The organism is Diaphorobacter caeni (assembly GCF_015354245.1).
GTDB classification, from domain to species: domain Bacteria; phylum Pseudomonadota; class Gammaproteobacteria; order Burkholderiales; family Burkholderiaceae_C; genus Diaphorobacter_A; species Diaphorobacter_A caeni.
Genome location: NZ_JADKYZ010000007.1, coordinates 133,561 through 159,248, shown reverse-complemented (window position 1 = coordinate 159,248; position 25,688 = coordinate 133,561). Strand labels below are relative to the sequence as shown.

At 65.4% G+C, this 25,688-nt stretch carries 22 protein-coding genes; 11 read left to right on the top strand and 11 right to left on the bottom strand.

The genetic code is table 11. The features are described 5' to 3' along the window. Window positions 1-51 precede the first annotated feature (51 nt). Both tauA and pmbA read right to left on the bottom strand, forming a co-directional pair. Complete coding sequence (gene tauA / locus ISG32_RS17880; RefSeq protein WP_194772391.1) at window positions 52-1,053, bottom strand: taurine ABC transporter substrate-binding protein; 1,002 nt, start codon at window positions 1,051-1,053, stop codon at window positions 52-54. Between the two features lie 365 nt (window positions 1,054-1,418). After that, a complete protein-coding gene (gene pmbA / locus ISG32_RS17875; RefSeq protein WP_194772390.1) occupies window positions 1,419-2,828 on the bottom strand; it encodes a metalloprotease PmbA in 1,410 nt (469 codons plus the stop codon). Between the two features lie 81 nt (window positions 2,829-2,909). Here pmbA and yjgA point away from each other — a divergent pair, with 81 nt between their 5' ends. Together yjgA and mog are read left to right on the top strand one after the other, a co-directional pair. After that, window positions 2,910-3,566, top strand: a complete 657-nt coding sequence (yjgA, locus tag ISG32_RS17870) for a ribosome biogenesis factor YjgA (RefSeq protein ID WP_194772389.1) — start codon at window positions 2,910-2,912, stop codon at window positions 3,564-3,566. A 12-nt stretch (window positions 3,567-3,578) separates the two neighbouring features. Further along, on the top strand, window positions 3,579-4,202 hold the full coding sequence (mog, locus tag ISG32_RS17865; RefSeq protein WP_228529911.1) for a molybdopterin adenylyltransferase: 624 nt from the start codon (window positions 3,579-3,581) through the stop codon (window positions 4,200-4,202). A 106-nt stretch (window positions 4,203-4,308) separates the two neighbouring features. Here the strand turns inward: mog and ISG32_RS17860 are convergent, their stop codons facing one another. Next, window positions 4,309-7,527: a glycerophosphodiester phosphodiesterase family protein gene (locus tag ISG32_RS17860; RefSeq protein ID WP_194772388.1), complete on the bottom strand. Its 3,219-nt coding sequence runs from the start codon at window positions 7,525-7,527 to the stop codon at window positions 4,309-4,311. Between the two features lie 203 nt (window positions 7,528-7,730). On the opposite strand from ISG32_RS17860, the gene ISG32_RS17855 reads away from it, so the two are divergent. Next, window positions 7,731-8,921 carry a multidrug effflux MFS transporter gene (locus ISG32_RS17855; protein ID WP_194772387.1) on the top strand — a complete coding sequence of 397 codons (1,191 nt, stop codon included), beginning with the start codon at window positions 7,731-7,733 and terminating at the stop codon, window positions 8,919-8,921. 154 nt (window positions 8,922-9,075) lie between these two features. Here ISG32_RS17855 and ISG32_RS17850 read toward each other — a convergent pair whose 3' ends face one another. The 6 genes from ISG32_RS17850 to ISG32_RS17825 form a co-directional block, all read right to left on the bottom strand. Continuing rightward, window positions 9,076-9,744 (bottom strand): nitroreductase, encoded by a 669-nt coding sequence (locus ISG32_RS17850; RefSeq protein WP_194772386.1) that lies wholly within the window; start codon window positions 9,742-9,744, stop codon window positions 9,076-9,078. A 166-nt stretch (window positions 9,745-9,910) separates the two neighbouring features. Then, window positions 9,911-10,417: an HAD family hydrolase gene (locus ISG32_RS17845; protein ID WP_194772385.1), complete on the bottom strand. Its 507-nt coding sequence runs from the start codon at window positions 10,415-10,417 to the stop codon at window positions 9,911-9,913. A gap of 65 nt (window positions 10,418-10,482) precedes the next feature. Then, the gene (gene cysE, locus ISG32_RS17840) at window positions 10,483-11,325 is read right to left on the bottom strand and encodes a serine O-acetyltransferase (RefSeq protein WP_194772384.1); all 843 of its coding nucleotides are present in this window, start codon (window positions 11,323-11,325) and stop codon (window positions 10,483-10,485) included. A gap of 40 nt (window positions 11,326-11,365) precedes the next feature. After that, on the bottom strand, window positions 11,366-12,127 hold the full coding sequence (locus tag ISG32_RS17835) for an RNA methyltransferase (protein ID WP_194772383.1): 762 nt from the start codon (window positions 12,125-12,127) through the stop codon (window positions 11,366-11,368). 126 nt (window positions 12,128-12,253) lie between these two features. Next, window positions 12,254-12,658, bottom strand: a complete 405-nt coding sequence (locus ISG32_RS17830; protein WP_194772382.1) for a hypothetical protein — start codon at window positions 12,656-12,658, stop codon at window positions 12,254-12,256. A gap of 121 nt (window positions 12,659-12,779) precedes the next feature. Then, window positions 12,780-13,709 (bottom strand): DUF4349 domain-containing protein, encoded by a 930-nt coding sequence (locus ISG32_RS17825; protein ID WP_194772381.1) that lies wholly within the window; start codon window positions 13,707-13,709, stop codon window positions 12,780-12,782. Window positions 13,710-14,585: 876 nt separating this feature from the next. On the opposite strand from ISG32_RS17825, the gene ISG32_RS17820 reads away from it, so the two are divergent. Beyond that, on the top strand, window positions 14,586-15,554 hold the full coding sequence (locus ISG32_RS17820) for an inositol monophosphatase family protein (RefSeq protein ID WP_228529910.1): 969 nt from the start codon (window positions 14,586-14,588) through the stop codon (window positions 15,552-15,554). Between the two features lie 126 nt (window positions 15,555-15,680). On the opposite strand, the gene ISG32_RS17815 is transcribed toward ISG32_RS17820, so the two are convergent. Beyond that, window positions 15,681-16,367: a phytanoyl-CoA dioxygenase family protein gene (locus ISG32_RS17815; protein WP_194772380.1), complete on the bottom strand. Its 687-nt coding sequence runs from the start codon at window positions 16,365-16,367 to the stop codon at window positions 15,681-15,683. Between the two features lie 76 nt (window positions 16,368-16,443). On the opposite strand from ISG32_RS17815, the gene ISG32_RS17810 reads away from it, so the two are divergent. Further along, window positions 16,444-17,577, top strand: a complete 1,134-nt coding sequence (locus ISG32_RS17810; protein ID WP_194772379.1) for a globin domain-containing protein — start codon at window positions 16,444-16,446, stop codon at window positions 17,575-17,577. Between the two features lie 50 nt (window positions 17,578-17,627). Here ISG32_RS17810 and ISG32_RS17805 read toward each other — a convergent pair whose 3' ends face one another. After that, window positions 17,628-18,803, bottom strand: coding sequence for a helix-turn-helix domain-containing protein (locus ISG32_RS17805; RefSeq protein ID WP_194772378.1), 1,176 nt, complete (start codon window positions 18,801-18,803; stop codon window positions 17,628-17,630). Window positions 18,804-18,988: 185 nt separating this feature from the next. Between ISG32_RS17805 and ISG32_RS17800 the strand changes: the two genes are divergently transcribed. The 6 genes from ISG32_RS17800 to ISG32_RS17775 all read left to right on the top strand — a co-directional run bounded on the left by ISG32_RS17800 (window position 18,989) and on the right by ISG32_RS17775 (window position 25,657). Beyond that, complete coding sequence (locus ISG32_RS17800; protein ID WP_194772377.1) at window positions 18,989-19,459, top strand: (2Fe-2S)-binding protein; 471 nt, start codon at window positions 18,989-18,991, stop codon at window positions 19,457-19,459. Between the two features lie 159 nt (window positions 19,460-19,618). Further along, a complete protein-coding gene (locus ISG32_RS17795; protein WP_194772376.1) occupies window positions 19,619-21,991 on the top strand; it encodes a xanthine dehydrogenase family protein molybdopterin-binding subunit in 2,373 nt (790 codons plus the stop codon). A gap of 11 nt (window positions 21,992-22,002) precedes the next feature. Beyond that, entirely contained in the window at window positions 22,003-22,797 is a 795-nt protein-coding gene (locus tag ISG32_RS17790; RefSeq protein WP_194772375.1) for an FAD binding domain-containing protein, read from the top strand. A 31-nt stretch (window positions 22,798-22,828) separates the two neighbouring features. Further along, window positions 22,829-23,782, top strand: coding sequence for an AAA family ATPase (locus ISG32_RS17785; protein ID WP_194772374.1), 954 nt, complete (start codon window positions 22,829-22,831; stop codon window positions 23,780-23,782). Beyond that, on the top strand, window positions 23,779-25,014 hold the full coding sequence (locus ISG32_RS17780; protein WP_194772373.1) for a vWA domain-containing protein: 1,236 nt from the start codon (window positions 23,779-23,781) through the stop codon (window positions 25,012-25,014). Before ISG32_RS17785 ends, ISG32_RS17780 begins: the two co-directional genes overlap by 4 nt. Window positions 25,015-25,048: 34 nt before the next feature. After that, on the top strand, window positions 25,049-25,657 hold the full coding sequence (locus ISG32_RS17775) for a CoxG family protein (RefSeq protein WP_194772372.1): 609 nt from the start codon (window positions 25,049-25,051) through the stop codon (window positions 25,655-25,657). The last annotated feature ends 31 nt before the right edge of the window (window positions 25,658-25,688 follow it).

Sequence of the window (25,688 nt, the reverse complement as noted above, 5' to 3'; positions counted from 1 at the left end):
GAATCAGCCTGAAAAATCGGCCTGAAAGAGCGGTCTGAAGGGGGCGCCGGGCTACTTGCCCAGCGCCTTTTTCACGTACTCGCTCGTCACATAAGGGCCGTAATCCGGCTTCACGGACTGCACCTTGCCCTGCCACTTGAGGAAGGCAGCGGTGAACTTCATCGCCGTCGATGCCCAGCCATCGAGCCAGCGCGTGCTGAGCTGCTCCTCGGCACTCGGAAAACGATACAGCGCCATCGACGCTGGCACCTCCTTCGCGTCGGCCTTGGACCATTTGGCGATGGCCTTGATCGGCGCGGAGTCGGGCGTCCAGCGTGCGAGTTCGCCGCGCACCTGTGCGCTCGCACGGTCCAGCGCCTTGACCATCGCGACCATGAACTCCGGATGCTCCTTCGCCCATTTCGCGTTCACGGCAATGCCTTCATAGGTCAGAAAGCCCATCTTGGCGATGCTGCCCGACGTGGCGATCACCGTGCCGGTTTTCTTGACGTGACCAAGCACCGGGTCCCACACGAAGGTCGCGTCGATGTCCGCGTTCTCCCAAGCCTTGGAGATTTCCGGGGGCCGCATGTTCATGATGATCACGCGCTTGGGATCGACGCCCTCGTTGTTGAGCGCCGCGATCAGCTGGTAATGCGCGGTGGAGAGAAACGGCACGCCGATGCGCTTGCCCACCAGATCCTTGAAGTTCTTGATGCCGCTGCCCTCGCGCGCCACCAGCGCCTCGGCATCGGCGATGTCGGCCGAGATCCAGAACAGCTTGATGTCCTGCCCCTGCGTCGCGGCGGCGGTGAGCGGGCTCGAGCCCACTTCGCCGATCTGCACCTCGCCCGCGCCCATCGCGCCGATCACGTCCGCGCCGCCCGAATACATGCGCCAGTCGATCTTGTAGCCCGTGGCCTTCTCGACCTCACCAGACTCCATCACCAGCCTGAGCGGCACCGGCATGTCCTGGTACGCGAAGCGCACCGACTTCTCCGCGGCAAACGCCGTTCCGGTCACTGCCAACACCGCCGCCGCTGCCGTTCCCTGCAGCAAACTCCGCTTTCTCATAGCTCTGCTCTCCTTGCGTTTTGAAAACTGCGAGGAGGGAGCCCGTGTCAAACGGTCTCCAGGCGCCCTCCCTCTCCGAACCCGCCTTCGCGCTTCATCCGCACTGCGTGGCACGCAGGCTGCGTCGCGAAATGTAAATATTTGTCATCCATGCTAGTGTCAGGCGAATGGAACGCAATAGGGCTTTGCACGGCAGACGGCAGATCGGGAACGCCATCGCAAGCGTTTCCATGGGAGCTTGGGAGTTGATCTATTGACAAAGACGAGCCCTCTCGTCAATCGACCGCGCGCAGCGGCACGCCCAACAAAAAGGCCGCGAAGCACGGTTGCGCTTCGCGGCCTGTCGGATTCAGGACAGAAGGTGCTCAGCTGCCGGCGACCTTCATCTTGTTGATCAGGACCGAACCCACGGTCTTCGCACCGTAGTTGTACGCATCCGCGCCAATGGCCTCGATGCCCGCGAACATGTCCTTGAGGTTGCCCGCGATGGTGATTTCCTGCACCGGGAAGGCAATCTTGCCGTTCTCCACCCAGAAGCCGCTGGCGCCGCGCGAGTAGTCGCCGGTCACGTAGTTCACGCCCTGGCCCATCAGCTCGATCACGAAGAGGCCGGTGCCGAGCTTTTGGAGCATGGCATCCAGATCGTCGCCAGCGCGGGTCAGGCGCGAGGTCAGCGTGAGGTTGTGCGAGCCGCCGGCGTTGCCGGTGGTCTTCATGCCCAGCTTGCGCGCCGAGTAGCTGGAGAGGAAATAGCCCTCCACCCGACCGGCGTCGACCACCTTGCGGGCCTGCACGCGCACGCCCTCCTCGTCATACGGCGAGCTGCCCTTGCCGCCGAGGATGAACGGGTCTTCGGCGATGTCGATGTGCTTGGGGAAAATGTCCTTGCCCAGCGAGTCGACGAGGAAGGTGCTCTTGCGATAGAGCGCACCGCCGCTCACGGCCTGCACGAAGCCGCCGAGCAGGCCTGCGGCGAGCGTCGATTCGAACAGCACCGGGCATTCGGTGGTGCGCACCTTGCGGCTGCCGAGACGGCTGAGCGCGCGTTCGGCGGCGTAACGGCCAATCGCCTCGGGCGAAGCCAAGTCCTTGGCGTTGCGCATGGAGCTGTACCAGGCGTCGCGCTGCATTTCGGCATTGCGGCCGGGCAAAGACGCGATGGGCGCCACCGACATGCTGTGGCGCGAGCTCGCGTAGCCGCCCCGGAAGCCGCGCGTGTGGGCGCTGAAGAAATGGCTCTGCTGGGCCGACACGCCCGCGCCTTCACTGTTGGTGATGCGCTTGCTGGTGGCGAGCGCCGCCGCCTCGCATTCGAGCGACAGGCGCGCTGCCTCTTCGCTGGTCACCGCCCAGGGGTGGAACAGGTCCAGATCGCGGTGCGAGCCCTCGGGGGCAATATCCTCTGCATCCGGAAGGCCGGCCACCGGGTCTTCGGCAGTGAAACGCGCGATGTCGTAAGCTGCCTGCACCGTGCGCTCGATCGCGGCCGGTGAAAAATCAGAGGTGCTCGCGTTGCCGCGACGATGGCCGATATAGACCGTCACGCCCAGCGACTTGTCGCGGTTGCGCTCCACCGTTTCCAACTCGCCCTTTCGCACATTCACGCTCAGACCGCACGCCTCCGAGGCGTCCGCACCGGCGTCTGTCGCGCCCAGCTTCTTGGCATGGGCCAGCGCCTGATCCACCAGATCGGCAAAGAAGTCGCGGGTATAGCTAAATCCGCTCTCTGGCTGAGTCAGGGCGGCATTCTTGGCGTTGGAAGATGATTTTTTCATATCGGCGGCTATGATACTTGCCACTTTGAGCCCCTGTTCGGCACTTGACCGAATTGCCGGGGCCCGCTACTGATTACCGACATGCCACGCAAACCAAAAAAAGGGTACTTCGTGCGAGGTCAGTTCGTTGCCGAAGGCAGCGAGCTCGACATGCAGCTGAAGGCCGAACTCCGGGGAACCGACGGTTCCACCAAAACTGAACTCAAGCGCGAAAGCGATGAGCTGCAGGACCTCGGCAAGGAACTGCTGACCCTGCGCACCGACCTGTTCAACCGCCTGAACCTGCCCGAAAAGCTGCAGGAGGCGATTCTCGAGGCCAAGCGCATCACCAATTTCGAGGGCAAGCGCCGCCAGATGCAATATGTCGGCAAGCTCATGCGCAAGCTCGAGGAAGCCGAAGTCGCGGCCGTGCGCCAGGCGCTCGACGAACAGCGCAATGGCTCGGCCGCCGAGAAGCTCTCGCTGCATCTGGCCGAACAATGGCGCGACCGCCTGATCGCCCACGAAGAATCCCTCGCGATCTGGCTCGACCAGTTCCCGCGCACCGACACCCAGCAGATCCGCGCCTTGATCCGTCAGGCCCGCAAGGATGCCCCCGCCGAGGACAAGGCCGCCGAATCGCAGGGCCTCGCTCCACGCAAGTCGCGCGCGTATCGCGACCTGTTCCAGCTGGTGCGCGAGCAGCTTGATGACACCAAGACCGAGTCCGATGCCGAATCGCAAGAAGACGACGCCTGATCACAACGCCCCATGAGCACGACAACCTCGACACTCCCGCCCCTGCCCGCCACGCCGCAAATGGTGAAGATCGGCATCGTCTCGATCAGCGACCGGGCGAGCACCGGCGTCTATGAAGACAAGGGCCTGCCGGCCCTCAAGGACTGGCTCACGGGCGCGCTGCACAACCCCATCGAGTTCGAGCCACGCCTGATTCCCGATGAAAAGGACGGCATCAGCGCGGCGCTCGTCGAGCTGGTGGACGCCGGCTGCTCGCTGGTGCTCACCACCGGCGGCACCGGCCCCGCTCCGCGCGACGTGACGCCCGAAGCCACGCTCGCCGTCGCCGACAAGGAAATGCCCGGCTTTGGCGAGCAGATGCGTCAGATCAGCCTGACCTTCGTGCCGACCGCCATTCTGTCGCGCCAGGTCGCGGTGATCCGCGGCCAAAGCCTGATCATCAACCTGCCTGGCCAGCCCAAGGCGATCGCCGAAACGCTGGAAGGCCTCAAGGCCGCCGACGGCACACAGAAGGTCAACGGCATCTTCGCCGCCGTGCCCTACTGCATCGACCTGATCGGCGGGCCGTACCTCGAGACCCGCGACGAGGTCTGCAAGGGCTTCCGCCCCAAGACGGCGGTGCGCACACGCGGCTGAGCGACCGGAATTCACATTCACGACAAAAGAGCCGCTGCAGGCAAACCGCAGCGGCTCTTTGCATTTGCAGGACTCACCGGATCACCCGTGAGCCCACCTCCACTCATCAGTGGGTCAACGCGCCGTCGCTGCGCTGGTTTCGGCGGCTGCGGCGCGAGCGCATCCAGGCCAGCGCACCCACGGCCCAGGACAGTCCGATCAGGCCGCCCGCGCCCAGCGTCGGCACGGGTGCCACATTGCCTGCAGGCGGCGTCACCGGACCGGCGGCGGCCACGCCGACACCGCCCGGATCGCTGATCGAGCCGTTGGCCACGAGGTCGCTGTCGCCATCTTCGCCATCCGTGAGCGTGAGGGTGACCTTGTTGCCGCTGATCTGCGCACCGCCAAAGACATACCAGTGCGCCTCGGCGTTGGCCTTGGTCTTGCCGTACTTGTAGTACTTGGCATCCGTGGGCAGCGCCTCCGGATATACCAGTTCCACCGTGGCCTGCTGGCCCGCCTCGCCACCGTTCAGCTTGAAGCTGGTCACGCCGAACGGGAAGCGCACGTTCTCGGGCGTGCTCTGTGCCGCTGCGACCGACAGCGCACTGCCCGCATCAAACGCCCACAGTCCCGTGCCACCACCCGTCACCGTGGCGCTGACGGAGCCGCTCTTGCCGACGACCGCCAGCGACGCCTCGACAGGCAGTGGCTTGAAGCTGAAGTTCACCGAGCAGTTGCCCTGGATGACGCCCGTGGTGTAGACCGTGAAGTCCGCGTTCCACGCACCAGCCGGACAATCGCCACCGGGGGCCACGCCCGCCACCGCGTAGCCGGGCATGGGCGTGATCGTGCATGCGCTGCTCTGACCGGGCACGGCACCGCTGCAGGCGACCGAGCCGCCGCTCGTGCTGTTCGAGGTTCCGGTCACGCTGCCGGTGCCGTCACCCACCACCAGAGCCACGGGCTTGCCGACGATCACATAGCTGTAGCTGCTCGTGCCCATCTGATGGCGATAACCGGGCAGCACGAAGGCCGTGCCCGCCGTCTTGAAGGTCAGCTTGCCATCGACCGGCGCATCCGCCTGTGCCGTGCCGCCGATCAGCACCAGCTCGTTGGCGGCCGTGACGCTGCTGACCTTGCCCTGCGTGGTGAGCTTCACGTCAAGCGACAGCGGCTGGTTCAACTCAATCTTGGCGGGCACGCCCGCGGCCTCGATCTCCACCGGGAAGGCCTTGGCCCAACGCGCGAAGTCGGTCGTGATGCCGTGAATGCCCCAACTGTAGAACTTGTAGAAATCAGCCTCGCCGTTCAGCGTCCAGGGCCAGTAGGTCGTGCCGCGATGCTTGGCCGCCTCCAGCGTTTCACGCTTGACGCCGCCGTAGGACGGGTTGTAGGTCGAGCCGTTGGTCTGCGTGGCATCCAGTACCTTGCGCAGACTCTCCATCGGCACAGTGCCATCCGCATTGGTGTTCAGCAGACCAAGCGTGAGTTCGGGAATCTGCTCGCGGCTGCGCTCGAGTTGCGCCGTGTCGAACGAGATCGCCACCGATTGGTCGGCCGTGGCCTCGGCCGCCATTTCCTCCTTGAGCTTGGCGACGACGGAGGGCGTGCCGCTCTTGATCTCGATGAAGTGCGTGATCGGCTTGCCCTTGAAGGCCTGGAAGAACTCGCGCATGGTCGGCACCTCGAGGCCCTTGCCCTTGGTGCGCAGTGCCTTCACCTCGGCGAGCGTCATGTTCTCGATGGCGCCGCTGCCATTGGTCGTGCGGTCCACGGTCGCATCATGCATGATCACCAGATGGCCGTCCTTGGTGATGTAGATGTCGTTCTCGACGGCGTCCGCGCCCGCATCCACGGCGGCCTTGGCGCTCTCGAGCGTGTTCTCGTCATAGTCGCCACCGGCCGGCATGCCGCGATGTCCGGTGATCAGGGGTTTGCGCAGAAGCGTGTTGGCGGGCAGCTGGCGCAGCACGTCGGCGAACAGAGCGCTGCGCGTGCTGACCACCCCGTTGACGCCGGTGGTCAACACGTTTGCGGCGTCCTGCGCCGTGCCCGCGTCGCTCTGCGCCCAGACCGTGATCAGCATCCGCTGCAGGTAGGAGACATTGGCACGCGTCGTCAAAGCCGGCGGCAGGATGGCGATCTTCGCGCCCGCGCGGTTGGTTTCACCCACGATGCGCAGCAGGCTCCCGCTGTTGTCGGGCAGCGCGGCAGCCGTGAAATCCACCGCCGTGCGCGTGGCGCTCAACCGGGCGCGCAGATCGGCGAGCAGGCCCACGTTGTCCGAGACAAAGGTGATGTCCCCCAGCGTCCGCACGTCGTTCGAGAACGCGACCAGTGCATCCACCGTGGCCTGATCCTGCACGCGTACCACGGGCACGGTGATGCGGCTCGTCTGGGCGAACAGCTCCTGAAGCGTACCCAGCGCCTCGCCGCCGGTGCCGCGCAGGTTGAGCGCGCTGTCCAGCGTGTAGAGGGAATTGCTCGAGCCATCCCCGGCCTTGGCGGCCAGACTTGTCATGCCCTGCACCAGCGAGGGGGCCATCGACGCAGCGGTTCCCGTGTCCTGCACGGCGATCGGCAGATCGAATTCGGGCAACGGCGTGATCTGCTCGGTCACCTTCACGCTCTTCACGCGGTACAGCGCACCAGCCGTCTGCAGGCCGATGCCACCCTGCGCGAGCCCCGACGTGATGGTGGTGTCATGCTGCAGCGTGTCATTCAGATACTGGCGCACGCGATTGCCGTGAACGATCACGGTCGCACGGTAGGTCTTCGCCTTGTCGATGATTTCGGGGAACGGCTTGATGCTCTCGACCCTCCAATTCCCGCCCGTGCGCAACGCGAACTCCGTGCCGTTGCTGGCCGCGGCATTCTGGCGGATCGCGAACTGGTGGTAGGGATCGTAGGCAATCGCGCCGGTCTCGGGCGAGGTGCGGTACATCACGCTGACCCAGCGTGCTGCGTCATTGTTCAGCGTGGCGTCGATGGTGTACTCCACGTCGACGCGGTAGTTGGAGAGCGATTCCAGCGCCGCGGGCAGCATCAGCCCGGTCATCTGCGTGCCGTTGGCGCGTCCGTCGATGAGCAGATTGCCAGTGGTCGGATCGAGCGCCACGGTGCCCTTGTTCCAGCCGGGCTTGCGCCAGCCGGTCGGCAGGCTCGTCTCGCCGGGATTCGTGAAGCTCTGTTGGATATAGACCTGCCCTTGCGCATCGGCCTGAGTGAGCTTGAGTTCCAGTGCCTTGCGCGCCGCGCCGGTCATGACTGCATCAGGATTGGCAGCCTGAACCGAAAAAGCGAGCATGGCGGCCATTGCGGCGACCAGAGTTGTACGTTGCATTGTTGCCCTCCTTGAAACCGCCCAGTTTTCCAAGACAACGTGACATTACGGTTATCAAACCATGAATGACACGGTCATATCCCCTGTTTCCGCACAGCGGAACAAAAGTACTCGATTACAGGGAAGACCCGACACGAGCGAGAAGCAGCCCGCACCGGTAGACTGGCGGCCCCCCCCAAGCCCACGCCCCCAGACCATTCCTGATGCGTTCGTCCGTACTGCTCACCCTGCTTTTTGCCCTGTGCACCATGATCGGTCCGCTCGGCATCGACACCTATCTGCCCTCGTTCCACGCCATCGCGAAGGATTTCGACGTGGGTCCGGCAGCGGTCCAGCAGACGCTGAGCGTGTACGTGTTCGCGATGGCCTGCACCATGCTGTTCTACGGCACGCTGAGCGACACCTTCGGGCGGCGCAGAGTACTGATGGCATCGGCCATCTTCTATGGTCTCACGTCGCTCGCGGCGGCGTTCGTGCCCAACATCCATGCACTGATCCTCGTGCGCTTTCTGCAGGGCATGTGCGCAGGATCGGGCATGGTGATCGTGCGGGCCATGGTGCAGGACCGCTTTCAGGGCGCGGACGCGCAGCGCATGATGGCCATGGTGATGATGGTGTTCGGTCTCGCGCCTGCGCTCGCGCCGATTTTTGGCGGCTGGCTGCAGACCCACGGCGGCTGGCGCGCGACGTTCTATTTTCTGGCGGCGTTCGGCTTCGTGCTCGCGACGCTGCTGTGGCGCTATCTGCCCGAGACGCTGCCGCCCGAGAAACGCACGCCGCTCAAGCTCGGCGTCATCCTCGGCAACTACCTCACCGCGCTGTCCAACCGCAAGTTCCGCACCATGGTCCTCGGTCTCGCGCTGATGGCGGGCGCGAACTCGGTCTACATCAGCTCGGCAGCCGAATTCGTGATCACCGTGCTCGGCATGGAGGCCACCGATCTCGGCTGGCTGTTCATCCCGCTGATCGCGGGCACCTTCATGGGCTCGGCGGTCTCGGGCACGCTGGCCAAGCGCATTCCCATGCAGGTGCAAAAGCGCATCGGCTACGGCTGCCTGCTGCTCGCGTGTGCAAGCAACGTGATCTACAACGCCTCGACCAGCCACCCCGTCGTGCCGTGGGCCGTGCTGCCGATCACCGTCTACACGCTGGGCATCTCGCTGCTGATGCCCATCCTCTCGCTCGAAACCATGGGCCAGTTCCCGCAGATGCGCGGCCTCGCCTCGTCGCTGCAGGGCTTCGCGCAGATGATGGTGTTCACGCTGATCTCAGCGGCCATCGTTCCGCACCTCTTCCACAGCGGACTGCTGCTGGCCACAGCCCAGTGCATCACGGTGGTGCTGGGCATGTGCGTGTGGTGGAGGGCCACACGCAAGGTGCCCGCTCAACCGTGAGCCCCCCTGAGTCGCTGCGCGCCTTCCCCTCTCTCGCTTCGCGGGAGGGGACGCAGCCAGCGCGGCGGGGCGGCCCTTGCGCGGCTGCCCTCGCTTGGGCCGCACCAGTTTCATGTGCCACGGGTGGCGCCAAGCGCCATGGACAACTGATTGATCAGGCGAATCCGCGCATCTGCGCCCACTCGCCAAACTCCGCACGATCGGCGCGCAGGTCGTTGATCGGGGCGGCCGTGTCCTCGTATCCAAGCGCGATACCGTAGGCCACACGGTACGCCTCGGGCACTTCGAGCACGCGCTCCACCGTGTCACGGAAACGCCGCCAGTAGCCCTGGGCGCAGGTGGCCATGCCGCGCTCGGTGGCGAGCAGCATGAAGGACTGCAGGTAGATGCCCAGATCCACCCATTGCGCGTAGCCCATGCGCTCGTCCACCAGCATGATGACGCCGACCGGCGCGCCGAAGAACAGGCCGTTCTTGCCCATCTGCTCAAGCCGCGCGGCCTTGTTCTCGCGCGGGATGTCGATGGTCTTGTAGAGGTCTTCGCCGTTCTTGAATCGACGGGCGCGGTACGGATCCCAGAGGCTCGGGGGATAGGCCATGTGAGGCACGACGCTGTCTTCCATCGGCGCCGCCGCCGTGACCGCATCGGTCAGCTGCTTGAGCGGTGTGCCCGAGAGCGCGACCACGCGCCACGGCTGCAGATTGCCGCCGGAGGCCGCCTTGGCGGCATCGGAAATCAGGCTCTCGACATCCTGAGCGCTGGGTACACGAGGCAGAAAAGCGCGCACCGAACGGCGCTCCTGCATGGCCTGACTGACGTTCATCGGAATCAACCTTCTCTAGCTGTGAAATCGGGGAATGATCAGGAATTGATCGGCAAATGACTGGGAAAGGACGCGAACGCGCATCTTGCGTGATACCTGCCCGCCTGTAAATCCACCAAGGGGCGCAGGCTGCCACATCGGGGACAGCCGCCGCCGCGCCGCCAGATCAGTGGCCCAGCAGCGTGAGCGCGTGGGTGAGCTTGTGCACCTGCGAGGCGCCCTCGGGCAGCGCGGCTCGCTCGCCCACGCCCGCATGCAACCAGATTGCGCGGCCCACGCCGTGGCGCAGCGGCGCGAGCACGTCCTGCTCGAGCGAATCGCCGATCATCGCGACGCGGCTCAGATCGGCCAGCCCCGAACGCGCCTGCACCGCGCGCCAGAACTGCGGCTCGCTTTTGCGAAAGCCGATGTCGGTGTAGCAGAAGATGTTCTCGATGAAACGGCGCAGGCCGCCGCGCTCGAGTGCCTTGCCGATCAGCGGCTTGGTGGAGACCGATGCGTTGGTCGCGATGCTGATGCGCTCGCCCTCAGCTTCGAGCCGAGCAAGCACTTCGAGCGCACCGTCGATGCGCCGGACCTCGGGCCACTGGGCCATCGGCAGCTCCTCGGGCCCACCCTCGGCCATGAGGGTGCCGCCCCAGTCAAAACAGATCAGGTCCCAGCGACGCGGCATGGCGCGATGCTCCTTCCATTTCAGAACCGGCGTGGCGCACGTCACACGACAAGCGCCCACCGGCCTCACTTGCCCACGAGATCGTTGAGCGTTTCCTTGGCGAAATTCTCGCGCTTGGCGGCGTCGCACGGAACGCAGTCGCCCACTTCCTTGGGCGCCGCCGAGCTGAGCTTTTCGATGCTCTGCCACAGCAGCGCGATCTGGCGCTCCTGCGCCGCAGTGTGATCGATCAGGCTGCGCATGGCCTGCGCGAGCGGGTCATCCTGCTGCCCCTCGACGCCATAGGCCGAGAACGGTGCCGGGCTGGCCGACGCGGCAGGGGCCGCCGGAGCGGCCGGTGCCGACGACGGGGTCGCCGCGGGCGCTTCGGTCACGTCCGCACTTTGGCCCGCCTTGGACGGGATGATGCGCGCGGGAATCCCCACCGCCGTCGCGCCCGCAGGCACGGGCTTGATGACCACCGCGTTGCTGCCGATCTTGGCCCCGTCGCCCACTTCAAAGCCGCCGAGAATCTTGGCGCCCGCGCTCACCACCACGTCCCTGCCGAGGGTCGGGTGGCGCTTCGTGCCCTTGTAGAGCGAAGTGCCACCCAGCGTCACGCCCTGGTAGATCGTGCAGCCGTCGCCGATCTCGGCCGTCTCGCCGACGACCACGCCCATCGCATGGTCGAAGAACACCCGCCGGCCGATCTTCGCGCCGGGATGGATTTCGATGCCGGTGAGCCAGCGCGAGAAGTTGGAGATGAAGCGCCCCGTCCACTTCAGACCATGGCCCCAACACCAGTGCGCAGGTCGATGCAGCCAGATGGCGTGCAGGCCCGGGTAGCACGTGATCACTTCCCAGGTGCTGCGGGCAGCCGGGTCGCGCTCAAGAATGCACTGGATATCGGATCGCAGGCGGTCAAACATGAAAATGGACTGTCGTTATTCGTTCTGGAAGACTTGCAGTCTAGCGTTTTGATTGGGCCGTCTGGATCATCGCCTTGGCAACACCGCGAAGGATGTGGATTTCTTCCTCGGTCAGTTGCGCGCGATTGAAAAGTTGGTTCAAACGCGGCATGAGCTTCTTGGGCGCCGCCGGATCGAGAAAGCCGATCTCGGCCAGCGCCTGCTCCCAGTGCCCCAGCATGCCCGCCACCTGCGCGGTGTCCGCACGCTCCACGGGCGCCGTGGCCTCCTGCACTGCATAGCCGCCGAGCGCCTGCCGCCAGTCGTAGGCGACCACCTGCACGGCCGACGCGAGATTGAGCGAGCCGAATTTTGGATTGGTCGGAATCGACAGCGCCACATTGCAGCGGTAGACGTCTTCATTGGCCATGCCGAAGCGCTCGCAGCCAAAAAGGAATGCGACGCCGGTTTCGTTGGGTGCGCCGGATGCGCCTGCATCGGCATTCAGCTTGCCATTCACGAGCAGATCAAAATGCTCGCGCGGCGTGCGTGTGGGGGGCCCGAAGTCACGCGGCGTCATCGCCGTCGCGCAGAGGTGGCTCATGCCATCGAGCGCCTCGTCCAGCGTTTCCACGATGCGGCAGTTCTCCAGCACATCGAGCGCCCCGCTCGCGCGCTGGATCGTTTCTTCCTTGCGCAGCACGTTCGGCCAGCGCGGCGCCACGAGCACCAGATCATCAAACCCCATGGTCTTGAGCGCACGCGCGGCGGCGCCCACATTGCCGGCATGGCTGGTGTTGATGAGGATGAAGCGGGTTTTCATGATGGCAGGACCGTCCGTCAGGCGCAAAGCGCGAAACCCTCGATTGTCGCCGCTTTGAAAGCCCCGAGTGTCCTCTGCGCGAATTGACGTGACGGGCTGCGCTGCGGCACCTCCGCAAGTCCGCCTTCAGGGTAGCCGCGTCTCGGGATTCGGCGTGGGCAGCATGGGGTTCGTGAACCCGTACACGGCCATTCCCAGCGACATGGCAGTCAGTATGTTCAGGTAAAACGCGACCCGTTCATGCCCCGGAGAGAAAACGGCATAACTTGCGATCACCCCCAGAATCGCGGCGATCTGGGCAATGGCGGCCACCCCTGCCCGAGGGCCATTCGTCCAATGGTTGCCCGCCAGATAAACCCACATGCAAACCGCACCGCCAAGGATGGTGGGCAGAACGTAAGTTCCCCAGACGCCAAGCCCGACGATCAGCAGCACCGCACAAATCGCCGCGCCGTAACGGTTGCCTCGCATGCTTTGGCAGATGTCCGCTGCGCTCAGCGTCTCTTTTTTCGGTTGATACAACCACTTCATGCGTCAAGGTCCTTCCGCCCTTTTCGTCCGCTGACGGTGTGTCCGCAAAGGGTGTCGATTTCGCCCCAATATAGCAAATGCCATGTCGTGGAAATCGACACCTGAGCGAAACACCGGCCGGTCACGAGGCTGGCGACGCGACCACCGTCGCAGCCACCTCACGCGCGTTCCTGCGGGCTCTCGACACCCGGCGCATCACCAGCGCAAACACCAGAGCCAGCACGCCCAGAACCGCCAGCACAGGCAACAGCGCGGCGGTGCCGATCACCATCGACTGAGCGCTGCCCGCCATCGCGTTCCACGCCCGCTCCCAGGTCTGCAGCCACGGGCTGTAAGTGCCGGACAGGGCCACCTGCTGCGGCTGGAACCGCATGTGCACGTATTGCTTGGCCGTGTCCTTTTCAAGCACCTTGCGCTGCGCCTGGGCCGCGTCGATCTCGGACTGCACCTGCGAGAGCGTGTCGCGGATTTCCATGAGGTCGGTGAGCTTGCGCTTGACGTCCTTCTCGCGCAGCAGCTCCCGCAGCGAGTCGCGGTACTCGCTGCGATTCTTGATCTGCGCCTCCACGTCGATCACCTCGCCCGTCTTGTCCTCGCTCGAGGTCTGGTGGTTGAGCACCTTGGCGTTGCCGCCGATGGCGCTGGTCAGCATCGCGAAATCACGCGGGTTGACGCGCATGGAGAGGTAGGCCCCGCCCGCCGAATGCGAGGTCTCGCGCTGCAGCGCCGAGGCCTCGACCAGACAGTCAAGCTGCTCGCAGCGTTCCTTCACGGAGGCCCACAGCCCTGCAAGGTCGGCGGCGGGCGTTTCGATCTGCATTTCGTGGCGGACTGCGAGAAAGCGCTCAGGAGCGGCCATCGCGACAGGCTCTTGTGGCGGCAGGGGCGCGGCAGCGGCTGCGGCTGCGGGAGCCGGTGCTGCCGGCCGAGCCAACCTTTGCACCTCTGCGCTGATGTTGCGGCTGCCGCGCTGGGCCAACGCACTGGAGTCGATGCTGTCCATGTTCGGAGAGCCTGCGGGGCTGGCGGCGACGGACTTCGACTGCGCCATGCTGATGTCGTTTTCAGAGCCTGAGCAGGCTGTGAGCAGGAGGGCTGCTGCTGACAGGGCAGCCAGGCGGGTGAGATTTTTTCTGAATGGGTTGGTTGGCTTTGGGCTGCGGTGGGCAATGGGCATGGAGGGCTCCGGTTCACTGTGTTGTGGATGGGGTGTGAATCGATGGAGCTCTGGGGATGGGGTGATGTTGTTGCAAATATTCACATATTTGAGGCATTGGCTCGGTTGTTGAGGGCGGAGGCCGGGACTGCCCCCGGCGGGGCAATCACTTTTTGCTTGCGCGCAAAAAGTAATCAAAAACGCGCTTTCAATACCTCCGGCGGAACTCGACTTCGCGCTGCGCGCTCCGCTCGGACAACCGCCGGAAGTCAGTTTGGAAGAGGTGTTTGCGGCACTCTGCTTCGCTCGTGCTGCATCTCGCGTTCGCGAGATGCATGTGCGCCTGCGGCGCGCGGCTTCACGCCCTTCTGCCCACGCCTGATTCTGTCGTTCCATCCGGCGGTCTGGATTGGCGAGTGCCAATCCAGACATCAAGCACTGACTCACGGCAGATGTCTGACCGGAGCGAAGCGCAGGGAGTTTCTGCCGTGCGCCGGATGGAGCGGCAGAATCAGGTTGCCCGCAGCGCAGCGGAGGGGCGTGGGCAGCAGGGTCGCCTTTTCTTGCCTACTTCTTTTGGCGAAGCAAAAGAAGTAGGTCGCCCGCCGGGGCGAGTCCCGGCCAGCGAGGCTCAATACGAGAAGAACCCTACTCCCGACCAAGCAACAAAAAGCACGATCTCGGCCAAAGCGATAGAATCACCCCTTTCGCGCTTCCGCATCGCCGGTCGCACCGCAGCTCAAAAAGCCGCTCCGCTCCTCACTACAATCCATGTCGTCCTCCAATCTGCACCCCATGCTTAACGTGGCCATCAAGGCTGCGCGCGCCGCTGGCGCCATCATCAACCGAGCTGCCCTCGACGTCGAGGCTGTGCGCGTTTCCCAGAAACAGCTCAATGATTTTGTGACCGAGGTCGACGTGGCGAGCGAGAAGGCCATCATCGAAACGCTTCTCACCGCTTACCCTCAGCACGGCATCCTGGCCGAGGAATCGGGCAACGAGTACGGCTCCAAGACGTCCGATTACGTGTGGATCATCGATCCGCTGGACGGCACCACCAACTTCATCCATGGCTTCCCGGTCTACTGCGTGAGCATTGCGCTTTCCGTGCGCGGCAAGATCGAACAGGCCGTCATCTATGACCCGTCGCGCAACGACCTGTTCACTGCCACCAAGGGCCGTGGCGCGTTCCTGAACGAGCGCCGCATCCGCGTGAGCAAGCGCACGCGCATGGGTGAATGCCTGATCTCGACCGGTTTTCCGTTCCGTCCGGGCGACAACTTCCAGAACTACCTCGCGCTCATGGGCGATGTGATGCAGCGCTGCGCCGGTCTGCGCCGTCCGGGCGCCGCCGCGCTGGATCTGGCCTATGTGGCTGCGGGCTTCACCGATGCGTTCTTCGAGACCGGTCTGTCGATCTGGGACGTGGCCGCTGGTTCGCTGCTGGTGACCGAGGCCGGTGGCCTGGTCGGCAACTTCACGGGCGAGGCCGATTTCCTCGAGCAGCGCGAGTGCCTGGCGGGCAACCCGCGCATCTACGGCCAGATGGTTCCCATCATCAGCAAGTACAGCAAGTTCGCGCCTGCGGGCGAGAAGGCTGCGCTGCGTCAGGCTGGCATCGATGCCGACAACGCGGAACCCGACGCTTCTTCCGCAACCGAAGCGGACGCTGCCGCCACTGGCGATGATGCAGCAACGCCTGCAACAGCGCCTGCAGACACACAGGACAAGCAGGACTGACACGCCCAGCGGCGGACCGGGGAAGAAGAGTCCCGACACTTCTCCTTCGCAACCAAGGCAGCCCGGTGACGGTGCTGCCTTTTTTGTTGCTCGTCCTTTCAGAGCGTGTCGACGATCGCAGGATGTTCAGGCCGGATCAAAACGCTCGCTGGTATCCATGCGCACGTTGCGCAGATGGGCGGTCTGCAGATGCGAGGCATACAGCGGCTCGGCGAAGTAGCCCAGCAGCAGCGTCCGGCGGCGTGCGCCGCTCGGGTTCAGGCTGCCGGCGTGGACGAGGTCGGAGTCGAACACCAGAATGTCGCCCGCCCTGCCCTTGAGCTGCACGGCACCGGTTTCATCAAGAAAGTCGTATGGCGGCGCGTCGGGCGCGGGACGGTGGGTTCCGGGCACGATGCGGGTGGCGCCGTTGTCCGGGCCATAGTCGTCCAGATAGACCAGCGCACCGACCGTGTCGCCCGGACGCTGGGACGACATGTCGCGATGCAGGCACTGGTGACCATGGCCGCCCTGCGGCTCGCGGCCCTCGACCTGCGAGAGGAAAAAGCGTTCGCCGATGAGCGCTCCCACCACCGCCAGCATCTCGGGCAACCGGCATACGGCCTGCACCCGGGCGTCCAGATCCACGAGCGCGTGATTCCAGGTCAGGCCGCGCGGCACGGGCCACTGGTCCGACGGCAAGATGCCCGCATCAAAGGTTGCGCGCAGGCCATCCAGCCAGTCGGCGGGCACGGCCGCGCGCAGCAACGCAAAGCCGTCACGCCGCCATTGCTGTGCGGGAGATTCAGTGGGAAGGTCCGTTCGAAGTGACATGCCGGTTTGTAACATGACTGAGCGTATTCCGAAAACACATAGTTACAAATAGGATGCAAGCTGCGATACTTCGCGGATGTCCCATGTACTGAGCTTTGAAGACGGTCACGTCACGGCGCAGGAAGGCGAGACGGTTCTGAATGCCCTGCTGCGCGCGGGCCTCGATCCGGCGTTTTCCTGCAAGAGCGGTTCCTGCCAGACCTGCATGCTGCAGGCCGAACGCGGCGATATTCCCGAGCGGGCGCAGCGCGTTCTGCCCATGCATCTGCGGCGTCTGCGCTATTTTCTGCCCTGCCGCTGCGTGCCCACGGGTGCGATGCAGCTGCGCCGTCCGCACCCGAACGATCTGGTCGTCGGCTGCCAGCTCTGCGAAGCCAGTCTTCTGGAAGATGGCCGCATCTCGCTGACTTTCGAGACCGGGCGTCCGCTCAAGTACCGCAGCGGTCAGCGGATGCGCATCGTGACCGGCGCAGAAGACGAGCCGGTGCTCACTCTCACCTCCTGCCCCGAGCGCGATCTGCTGGTCACCGGCGTACTGGAGGCCGCTGACGCCCTCCCGCTTGCGCCCGAGCTGCAGGGCACGCTGGGGGACGAGGAGATATTCGGCTATCCCTTCGAGCTGCGGGGTCCTTTCGACGACGTGCCGCCGCGCGAATTGCCCGCCCCGGATGCCGATGCCGCACTTTGGGACGAACTCGGCGGCGACGTGAAGGTGCGCGCCGTGATGGAAGCCTTCTACGCCAAGGTCTATGCCGATGAGCGGCTCTCACCCTTCTTCGTGAAGGTGACCCGTGAACGCGCCATCGACAAGCAGTTCTCGTTCATGAAGCAGTGCGTCACCGGCGAGAAGATCTACATGGGCGACCGTCCGCGCAACGCGCACCACTGGATGATCATCACGCACGAACTGTTCGATCACCGCCGGGCGCTGATGCATGACACGCTGGTCGAGCACGGTCTCGGCGACACGCTGATCGGGCGCTGGACGGCGTATGAGGAATATTTCCGCCCCGACATCGTCAAGAGCGCCAAGCTGCCGCGTTATCTGGGCGACCAGATGGTGGCGTCCAGCGGTGTCACGCGCGAGGTGATGGGCGAAAGCGGCATGTGCGACCAGTGTCAGGGCGAAGTGGCGGCGGGCGAGACCGTCCTGCTGCATCACCATATGGGAACGATCAGCTGCGGGCGCTGCTCCGCGGCGAGTGCCTGAGCCACGTTGCCCACAGAAGGCCGACGATGACTGGCATCAGCGATGGCTGATCAACTCCCGGGCGGCTTGCGCCCCAGCTTGCGATAGACCGTCGCCCGGCTGATGCCCAGCGCCCGTGCCGCCTGCGCCACATTGCCCCGAGCCTCAGCCACAGCACGGTGCACGAGCGCGAGTTCCACGTCCTTGAGCGGCACGGCCTGCTCCATCGTCCGCAGGCCCAGGGCCGCGCTCGCGCCCGGCCCTTCGATCTGCGCCTGCACCTGAACGCGCAGACCTGACCACAGCGGCACGTCGAGCATTGCATTGCCGGAGCGACCCCGCTGCGCCGCGTCGAACAGGAGGTTCACCGGCATGGCGAACAGCTCGTCACTGTGCAGCGGCTGGCGGCCCGCAGCGAGGCCGGAGACGATCTGGCGCGCGGCCTGATTGGCACCGGTGACGCAGCCATCGTCGTCAAGACACAGCAGCCCGTCGGCATCGCCTCCGCCCAGTTGGCCCGGCCAGTTCAGGCGCAAGAGCAGCCGGTGCGGCGCGCGCAGCGTGAGCGCGTTCTCGATGTTGCGCGCGGCGCGTGCGACCAGATGCTGCAGTTCGGGGCGCTCCGCGACCTCGACACCGGTGAGATCGAGCATGCCCACGCAATCGCCAGCCGGACCGAACACCGGCGCGCCCGCGCAGCTGTACATCGCCGTGTCGCGAAAGAAATGCTCCCCCCGGTGCAGCCAGACGGAACGCCGCTCGAACAATGCCGCGCTGATCGCCGAGGTGCCGATGCTGCGCTCCGACAGATCAACGCCCACGCGCGCGATGGCCGCTGCGCGCGGATCCGTTCTGTCCACCTCACCCGAAACATCGACCACCACGCCGTTCGCGTCGGTCAGGATCGCGAAATAGCGGGTGCTCGCGGTCGCACGCCCGAGGCTCTCGAGCGCGGGACGCGCCGCCTGCAGCAGCAGATGCTGGGCGTCCTGGGCGCGGCGCACGGTATACGGAGTGACCACGTCGAAGGCCACCCGGTGGTGTGGCCGTTGCCCCTGCGCAAGGCAGCGCCGCCATGAACGCTCGATCCACTCGCTGTCGGGGCGCATCGCGAACAGGCCCGAAACGCCGGTGTCACCCGCAGCGTCCTGCACGCGAAGCCCGCCGTCGTCGTCAAAGACGGCCATGCGGGCGCGCTGTATCTGCTGCAGACGTTGCTCGGCAAGGGGATCGTGCTGGCTGAACATGGAAGTGGGCTCGCGACGATGTGGATGTGTTCCATTTTGAGAATATTCGATGTCCGGAAACAGCTTGTGAGGGTTTTGCCTGATCTGCCGCCATTCGAAGCTGATCAGGATGAAGGGCGTTCGTTCTGCAATCCGCGAATCATCAAGGCCCATCGACAGAGGCCGCTGCACAGGAGACACCCCCGATGAAAGTGCAATTCACGGTCAATGGCCAAGCCGCCAGCATTGACGTTCCTCCCAACACCCTGCTGGTGCAGGCCATCCGCGAGCACCTGCAGCTCACCGGCACCCATGTGGGCTGCGACACCGCGCAATGCGGCGCCTGCACCGTGCATGTGAATGGCAGGGCCATCAAATCGTGCAACACGCTGGCCGTCATGCACGAGGGCGCCGACATCACCACCATCGAGGGCATGGCCGCGCCCGACGGCACCATGCACCCGATGCAGGCGGCCTTCAAGCAGTGCCACGGCCTGCAGTGCGGCTTCTGCACGCCAGGCATGGTGATGAGCGCGGTCGATCTGTGCAAGAGCCATCCCGACGCGAGCGAGGGCGAGATCCGCGAACTGCTGGAAGGCAACCTCTGCCGCTGCACGGGATATCAGAACATCGTCAAGGCCGTGGTCATGGGCAGAGAAACGATGAGTACCCCCTGAGTCGCTTCGCGCCTTCCCCCAAGGGGGACGACGCGAGTGGCCTGGCAAAGCCAGTTCCACCGCGTCCGCTGACATGGCCTGCTCCGCGGCCTTTCGAGCAGCAAAGCAAGCGCCCGATCCGACTGAATTGACCCAAAAGCAAATAGCTGGAGAAGACATATGGGAGCCACTGATATCTCAAAGCTGCCGCACATCGGCGAGGCCGTCCTGCGCAAGGAGGACTATCGTTTCCTCACCGGCGCGGGCCAGTACACCGACGACATCACCATGGCGCGCCAGGCGCATGCGGTGTTCGTGCGCTCCCCGCACGCGCACGCGGGCATCAAGAAGGTGGATGTCGTCGTCGCCGAATCCATGCCCGGCGTGATCAAGGTGTTTTCCGGCAAGGACATCGACGGCAAGATGGGCGGACTGCCCTGCGGCTGGCTGATCACCAGCAGCAACGGCGAGCCGATGAAGGAGCCGCCCCACCCCATTCTCGCCATCGGCAAGGCGCGCTACGTGGGCGATCATGTGGCGATGGTCGTCGCCGAGACCCTGCAGCAGGCGCGCGATGCGGCCGAGGCGGTGTATGTGGAATACGAGGTGCTGGACGCCGTCGTTCAGGTGAGCGACGCGAAGAACGGCCCCGCGCTGCACGACGTCGCGCCCGACAACCAGTGCTATCACTGGGAGCTCGGTGACCGCTCCGCCGTCGATGCCGCGTTCGCCAACGCAGCGCATGTCACCAGGCTCGATCTGGTCAACAACCGCCTCGTCCCCAACGCGATGGAGCCGCGTGCCGTCAGCGCGTCGTACAACCGCGCGAGCGACGAATACACGCTCTACGTCGCCAACCAGAACCCGCATGTGGAGCGCCTGCTGCTCACCGCCTTCGTGCTGAATCTGCCCGAGAGCCGGGTGCGCGTGATCGCGCCGGACGTGGGCGGTGGCTTCGGCTCCAAGATCTATCTGTATGCCGAGGACGTGGCGCTGACCTGGGCGTCCAAGCAGCTCAACCGCAACATCAAATGGACCTCGGACCGCAGCGAGGCGTTTCTCTCCGACGCCCATGGCCGCGACCATGTGAGCCATGCCGAAATGGCGATGGACAAGGACGGCAAGTTCATCGCCATGCGCGTGCACACCAACGCGAATCTGGGCGCGTATCTCTCGACCTTCTCCACCGCGATTCCAACGATTCTCTACGCCACGCTGCTCGCGGGCCAGTACACCTGCCCGCAGATCCACGTGGTCGTCGATGCCTGGTTCACCAACACCACGCCGGTCGACGCGTATCGCGGTGCGGGCCGCCCCGAGGCGACCTATCTGCTCGAGCGGCTGGTGAGCCGCTGCGGCTGGGAGCTGGGCCTATCACAGGCCGAGATTCGCCGCCGCAACTTCATCACCCAGTTCCCGTATCAGACGCCCGTGGCGCTGCAGTACGACGTGGGCGACTACAACGCGTGCATCGACAAGGCCGAGAAACTGGCCGACGTGGCGGGCTTCGAGGCGCGCAGAAAGGACAGCGAAGCCAAGGGCTTGAAGCGCGGCATCGGCTACTCGAGCTACATCGAGGCCTGCGGGCTCGCGCCGTCCAACATCGCGGGTGCGCTCGGTGCGCGCGCGGGACTTTTTGAATGCGGCGAGGTGCGCGTGCACCCCACGGGCACCGTCACCGTCTTCACCGGCTCGCACAGCCACGGCCAAGGCCACGAAACCACCTTCGCGCAGGTCGTCGCGGGACGCCTCGGCATCCCCGTCGAGAACGTCGAAGTGGTGCATGGCGACACCGGGCGCGTGCCCTTTGGCATGGGCACCTACGGCTCGCGCTCGATCAGCGTGGGCGGCGCCGCCATCATGAAGGCGCTCGACAAGATCGAGGCCAAGGCCAAGAAGATCGCGGCCCATCTGATGGAGGCCAGCGACGCCGACATCGACTTCACCGCGGGTGAATTTGTGGTCAGGGGAACGGACAAGAAGATTCCCTTCGCGCAGATCGCTCTCACGGCCTACGTGCCCCACAACTACCCGCTCACCACGCTCGAGCCCGGACTCAACGAGACCGCCTTCTACGACCCGACCAACTTCACCTACCCGGCGGGCACCTATATCTGCGAGGTCGAGATCGACCCACAGACCGGCGTGGTGCGCATCGACCGCTTTTCTGCCGTCGATGATTTCGGCACCATCATCAACCCGATGATCGTCGAGGGCCAGGTGCATGGCGGCATCGTGCAGGGCATCGGTCAGGCGCTGCTCGAAAACTGCGTCTACGACCGCGAGACCGGCCAGCTCATCACCGGCAGTTTCATGGACTACGCGATGCCGCGCGCCGACGATTTCCCCGAGTTCAAGCTCGACACCGTCTGCACGCCCTGCACCCACAACCCGCTGGGCACCAAGGGCTGCGGCGAGGCCGGTGCCATCGGCTCGCCACCGGCGGTGATCAACGCCGTGCTCGACGCGCTGCATCCGCTCGGAGTGACCGAATTCGACATGCCCGCATCGCCCTCGCGCGTGTGGGAAGCCATTCAAGCGGCCAAGGCCTGAGGAGCGCGCAGATGTACGCATTCGACTACCAACGCCCCGCCACCCTCTCCGACGCGGTGCGCCTTGCGGGCGCGGGGGCCAAGCCGCTCGCGGGCGGGCAGACGCTGCTCGCCTCGATGAAGCTGCGCCTGTCCAGCCCCGAAACGCTGGCCGATCTGGGCGCGATTCCTGAACTCACGGGCATCCGTCAGGACGGTGACCACATCGTCATCGGCGCGATGACGCGCCATGCGCAGGTGGCGACGAGCCAGGACCTGCGGGGCACGATTCCCGCACTCGCCGAGCTGGCCGCGCACATCGGCGACCGGCAGGTGCGCGCCGTGGGAACGCTCGGTGGATCGGTCGCAAACAACGATCCTTCAGCCTGCTACCCGAGCGCCGTGCTCGGCCTCGATGCGACCGTCGTGACCACCCAGCGCATGATCGCCGCCGACGACTACTTTCAGGGCATGTTCGCCACCGCGCTCGCAGAAGACGAACTGATCACCGCGATCCGCTTTCCGATCCCGCAGCGTGCGGCCTACATGAAGTTCAAGCAGCCCGCCTCGCGCTTCGCGCTGATCGGCGTGTTCGTCGCGCAGACGGCCAGCGGCGTGCGCGTGGCGGTCACGGGTGGCGGCAACGGCGTGTTCCGCCATGCCGGTCTGGAAGATGCGCTCAGCAAAGACTTCTCGCCCGCCTCCGCCGCCAGCGTGTCGATCGACGCGAGCGACCTCAGCAGCGACCTGCACGGCAGCGCCGCCTACCGCGCCAATCTGATCAGCGTGCAGACCCAGCGCGCCGTCGCGAAGGCGCTGGGGCATTGACGGGCAAGCACGGCAGCAAAGCGGATCCGGCATGAGCAAAGGCACCACCACATCGTCCACCGCAGGCTTTGAATCCATCGATGGCGTGGTGCAGGCGCTGGCCGATGTGGGCTATTTCGCCGACCGGCAGCTTGCGACGGCGGTGTTTCTGGCCGTCAAGCTGCAGCGGCCGTTGCTGCTCGAAGGCGAGCCCGGCGTCGGCAAGACCGAGCTTGCAAAAGCGCTGTCCAGAGCGCTGCGGCGCGAGCTGATCCGCCTGCAGTGCTACGACGGTCTGGAGCTGCGCGACGCGCTCTACGAATGGAATTACGCCGCGCAGATGCTGCACATGCGCGCAGCGGAAAGTCTGCATGCGGGCCGCGAGGGTGCGCGCGAACTCGAGCGCGAGATCTACCAGCAGCGCTACCTCATCCGCAGGCCGCTGCTGCAGGCCCTGCAGGCACCGAGGCCCGGCGCGGTGCTGCTGATCGACGAGGTGGATCGCGCGGATGAGCCGTTCGAGGCGTTCCTGCTCGAATACCTCGGCGAGTACCAGGTCAGCATTCCCGAGATCGGCACGATCACGGCGGCAAGCGTGCCGCTGACCATCCTCACCAGCAACCGCACGCGCGAACTGAACGACGCGGTCAAGCGCCGCTGCCTCTACCACTGGCTCGACCATCCCGAACGCGAACGCGAGCTTGCGATTCTGCGCTCGCTGGCACCGGGAGCGAGTGCGGCGCTCACCGAACAGATCTCCCTGTTCGTGAACCGCCTGCGCAGCCAGCCGTTCGCGAGCGCGTTCCAACGCACTCCCGCCATCGCCGAGAGCGTGGAATGGGCCAAGGCGCTGGTCGCGCTCGACACGCTGACGCTCGACCCCGAGATCGTCACCGGCACCGCCGGCATTCTGTTCAAGCAGCGCGATGACGTGGCCGCGCTCACGCGCGAGCTCGCGGGCGAGCTGCTCGCCCCCGACCCGTCCACCGGGCAGACCGCGCCATGACCCCCGCCCACGTCTCACCGCTTGGCGATGCGCGCAGCGGCAAGCTGCCCGAGCAGATCTTCGCGCTGGGCCGCGCGCTGCGCCGCGCCGGGGTGCCACTGGACAGCGCGCGCGTGGCCACGGCCTGCGATGCCGCGCGGCTGGTGGGCATCGAGCGCAAGCCCGATCTGCAGGCCGCGCTGCAGGCCGTGCTGATCAGCCGCGAGCAGGATCGCGCGGTGTTTGCCGAGCTGTTCGACACCATGTTCCGCAACCCCGACATCGCCAACAAGCTGCTGAGCCAGATGCTGCCGCGCACCGAGACGCGTCCCGAGCCCGCACGGCGCAAGCCGCGCGTGAGCGAAGCGCTCGCACCGCCCAGGCCGTGGACAAAGCAGGAGCCGGTGAAGGAAGACAAGCTGCAGTTCGACGCGGCAATGACCGCAAGCGCGGAGCGGCGCCTGCAGCACGCCGATTTCAATGCGTTGAGCGCGAGCGAGTTCAAGCTGGTGGAAAGCCTTGTGCGCGACATCGCCCTGCCGATTCCCACCTACGCGACGCGGCGCCTGCAGCCCGCCGCGCGCGGACACCGGCCGCACTGGAGCGGTGTGATGCGAGAGGCCACGAGCACCGGCGGCGAGCCCCTGCGGCTGCCGCGCCTGCAGCGCCGGCGCCAGCCGCTGCCGCTGCTCGTGCTGGTCGATGTCTCGGGCTCGATGGAGCGCTATGCGCGCCTGCTGCTCGCGTTTCTCCATGCGGCCACGCGTGCGGTGAGTGCCCCCAATGTGCGCCGCAAGGTGCGCCGCGATGTGTTCGCCTTCGGCACCGGGCTGACGGATCTGACGCCTGCCTTCGCGCTGCGCGATCCGGACGAGATGCTCGACACCTGCAACGCGCTGATCACCGATTTCGGTGGTGGCACGCGGCTCGGCGAATCGCTCGCCACGCTGCGCCAGCGGCATGCGCGACGGCTGGTCGGTCGGCGTACGCTGGTGCTGCTGATCAGTGACGGACTCGACACCGGCGAGCCCGCGCAGCTCGCGCACGAGCTCGGCTGGCTCCAGCGCCACAGCCGCGCGCTGTTGTGGCTCAACCCCTTGCTGCGCTACGACGGCTATGCGCCGCTCGCGCGCGGGGCGACGCAACTGCATGCACACGCGGAGGCCATGCTCGCGGTGCACAACCTGCAAAGCCTGCGCGATCTGGCGGGAAGTCTCGCCCGGCTGCTGTCGCAGCGACGCGGCACGCCCTGAATGGAATGATGGACAAGTCGAGAAGGAGCCCCCCATGGACATGCAATCAAGCCGCCAACTCGCCGTCTCCCAGCAGCAGGCCTGGGACGCGCTGAACGATCCCGAAGTACTCAAGCTCTGCATTCCGGGCTGCGACCGCGTCGAAGCCACGGGCGAGAACCAGTACGCCATCGGCATGGCGCTCAAGATAGGTCCGGTATCGGCCAAGTTCTCCGGGCAGATCACGCTCGCCGACATCGCCGCTCCGCAGAGCTACACCATCGCCTTCGATGGTCAGGGCGGCGCTGCGGGTTTCGGCAAAGGCAGCGCCAAGGTACAGCTCCATCCCAACGACGAAGGTTGCGAGCTGGCGTACACGGTGAACGCGCAGGTCGGGGGCAAGGTCGCGCAGCTCGGCCAGCGACTGATCGACGGAGCGGCCAAGTCGCTGGCGGAAGATTTCTTCAAACGCTTCGACAAGGAGATGCAGCGCCGTTTCGGACCGCCGCCCGATGAAGAAGCGGCCGCCGCCGAAAAGACCGGAATGATGAGCGGACTGATGAAGAAGATGGGCCTCGGCAAGAAGGACGACGCACCCAGCGCCAACGCCAATGCCGACTCAGGCAACGGCAACGGCAACAACAACGACAACAAAAGCGCCTGACGGCAAGGGCCTTTCTCCCACGGGAAAATGA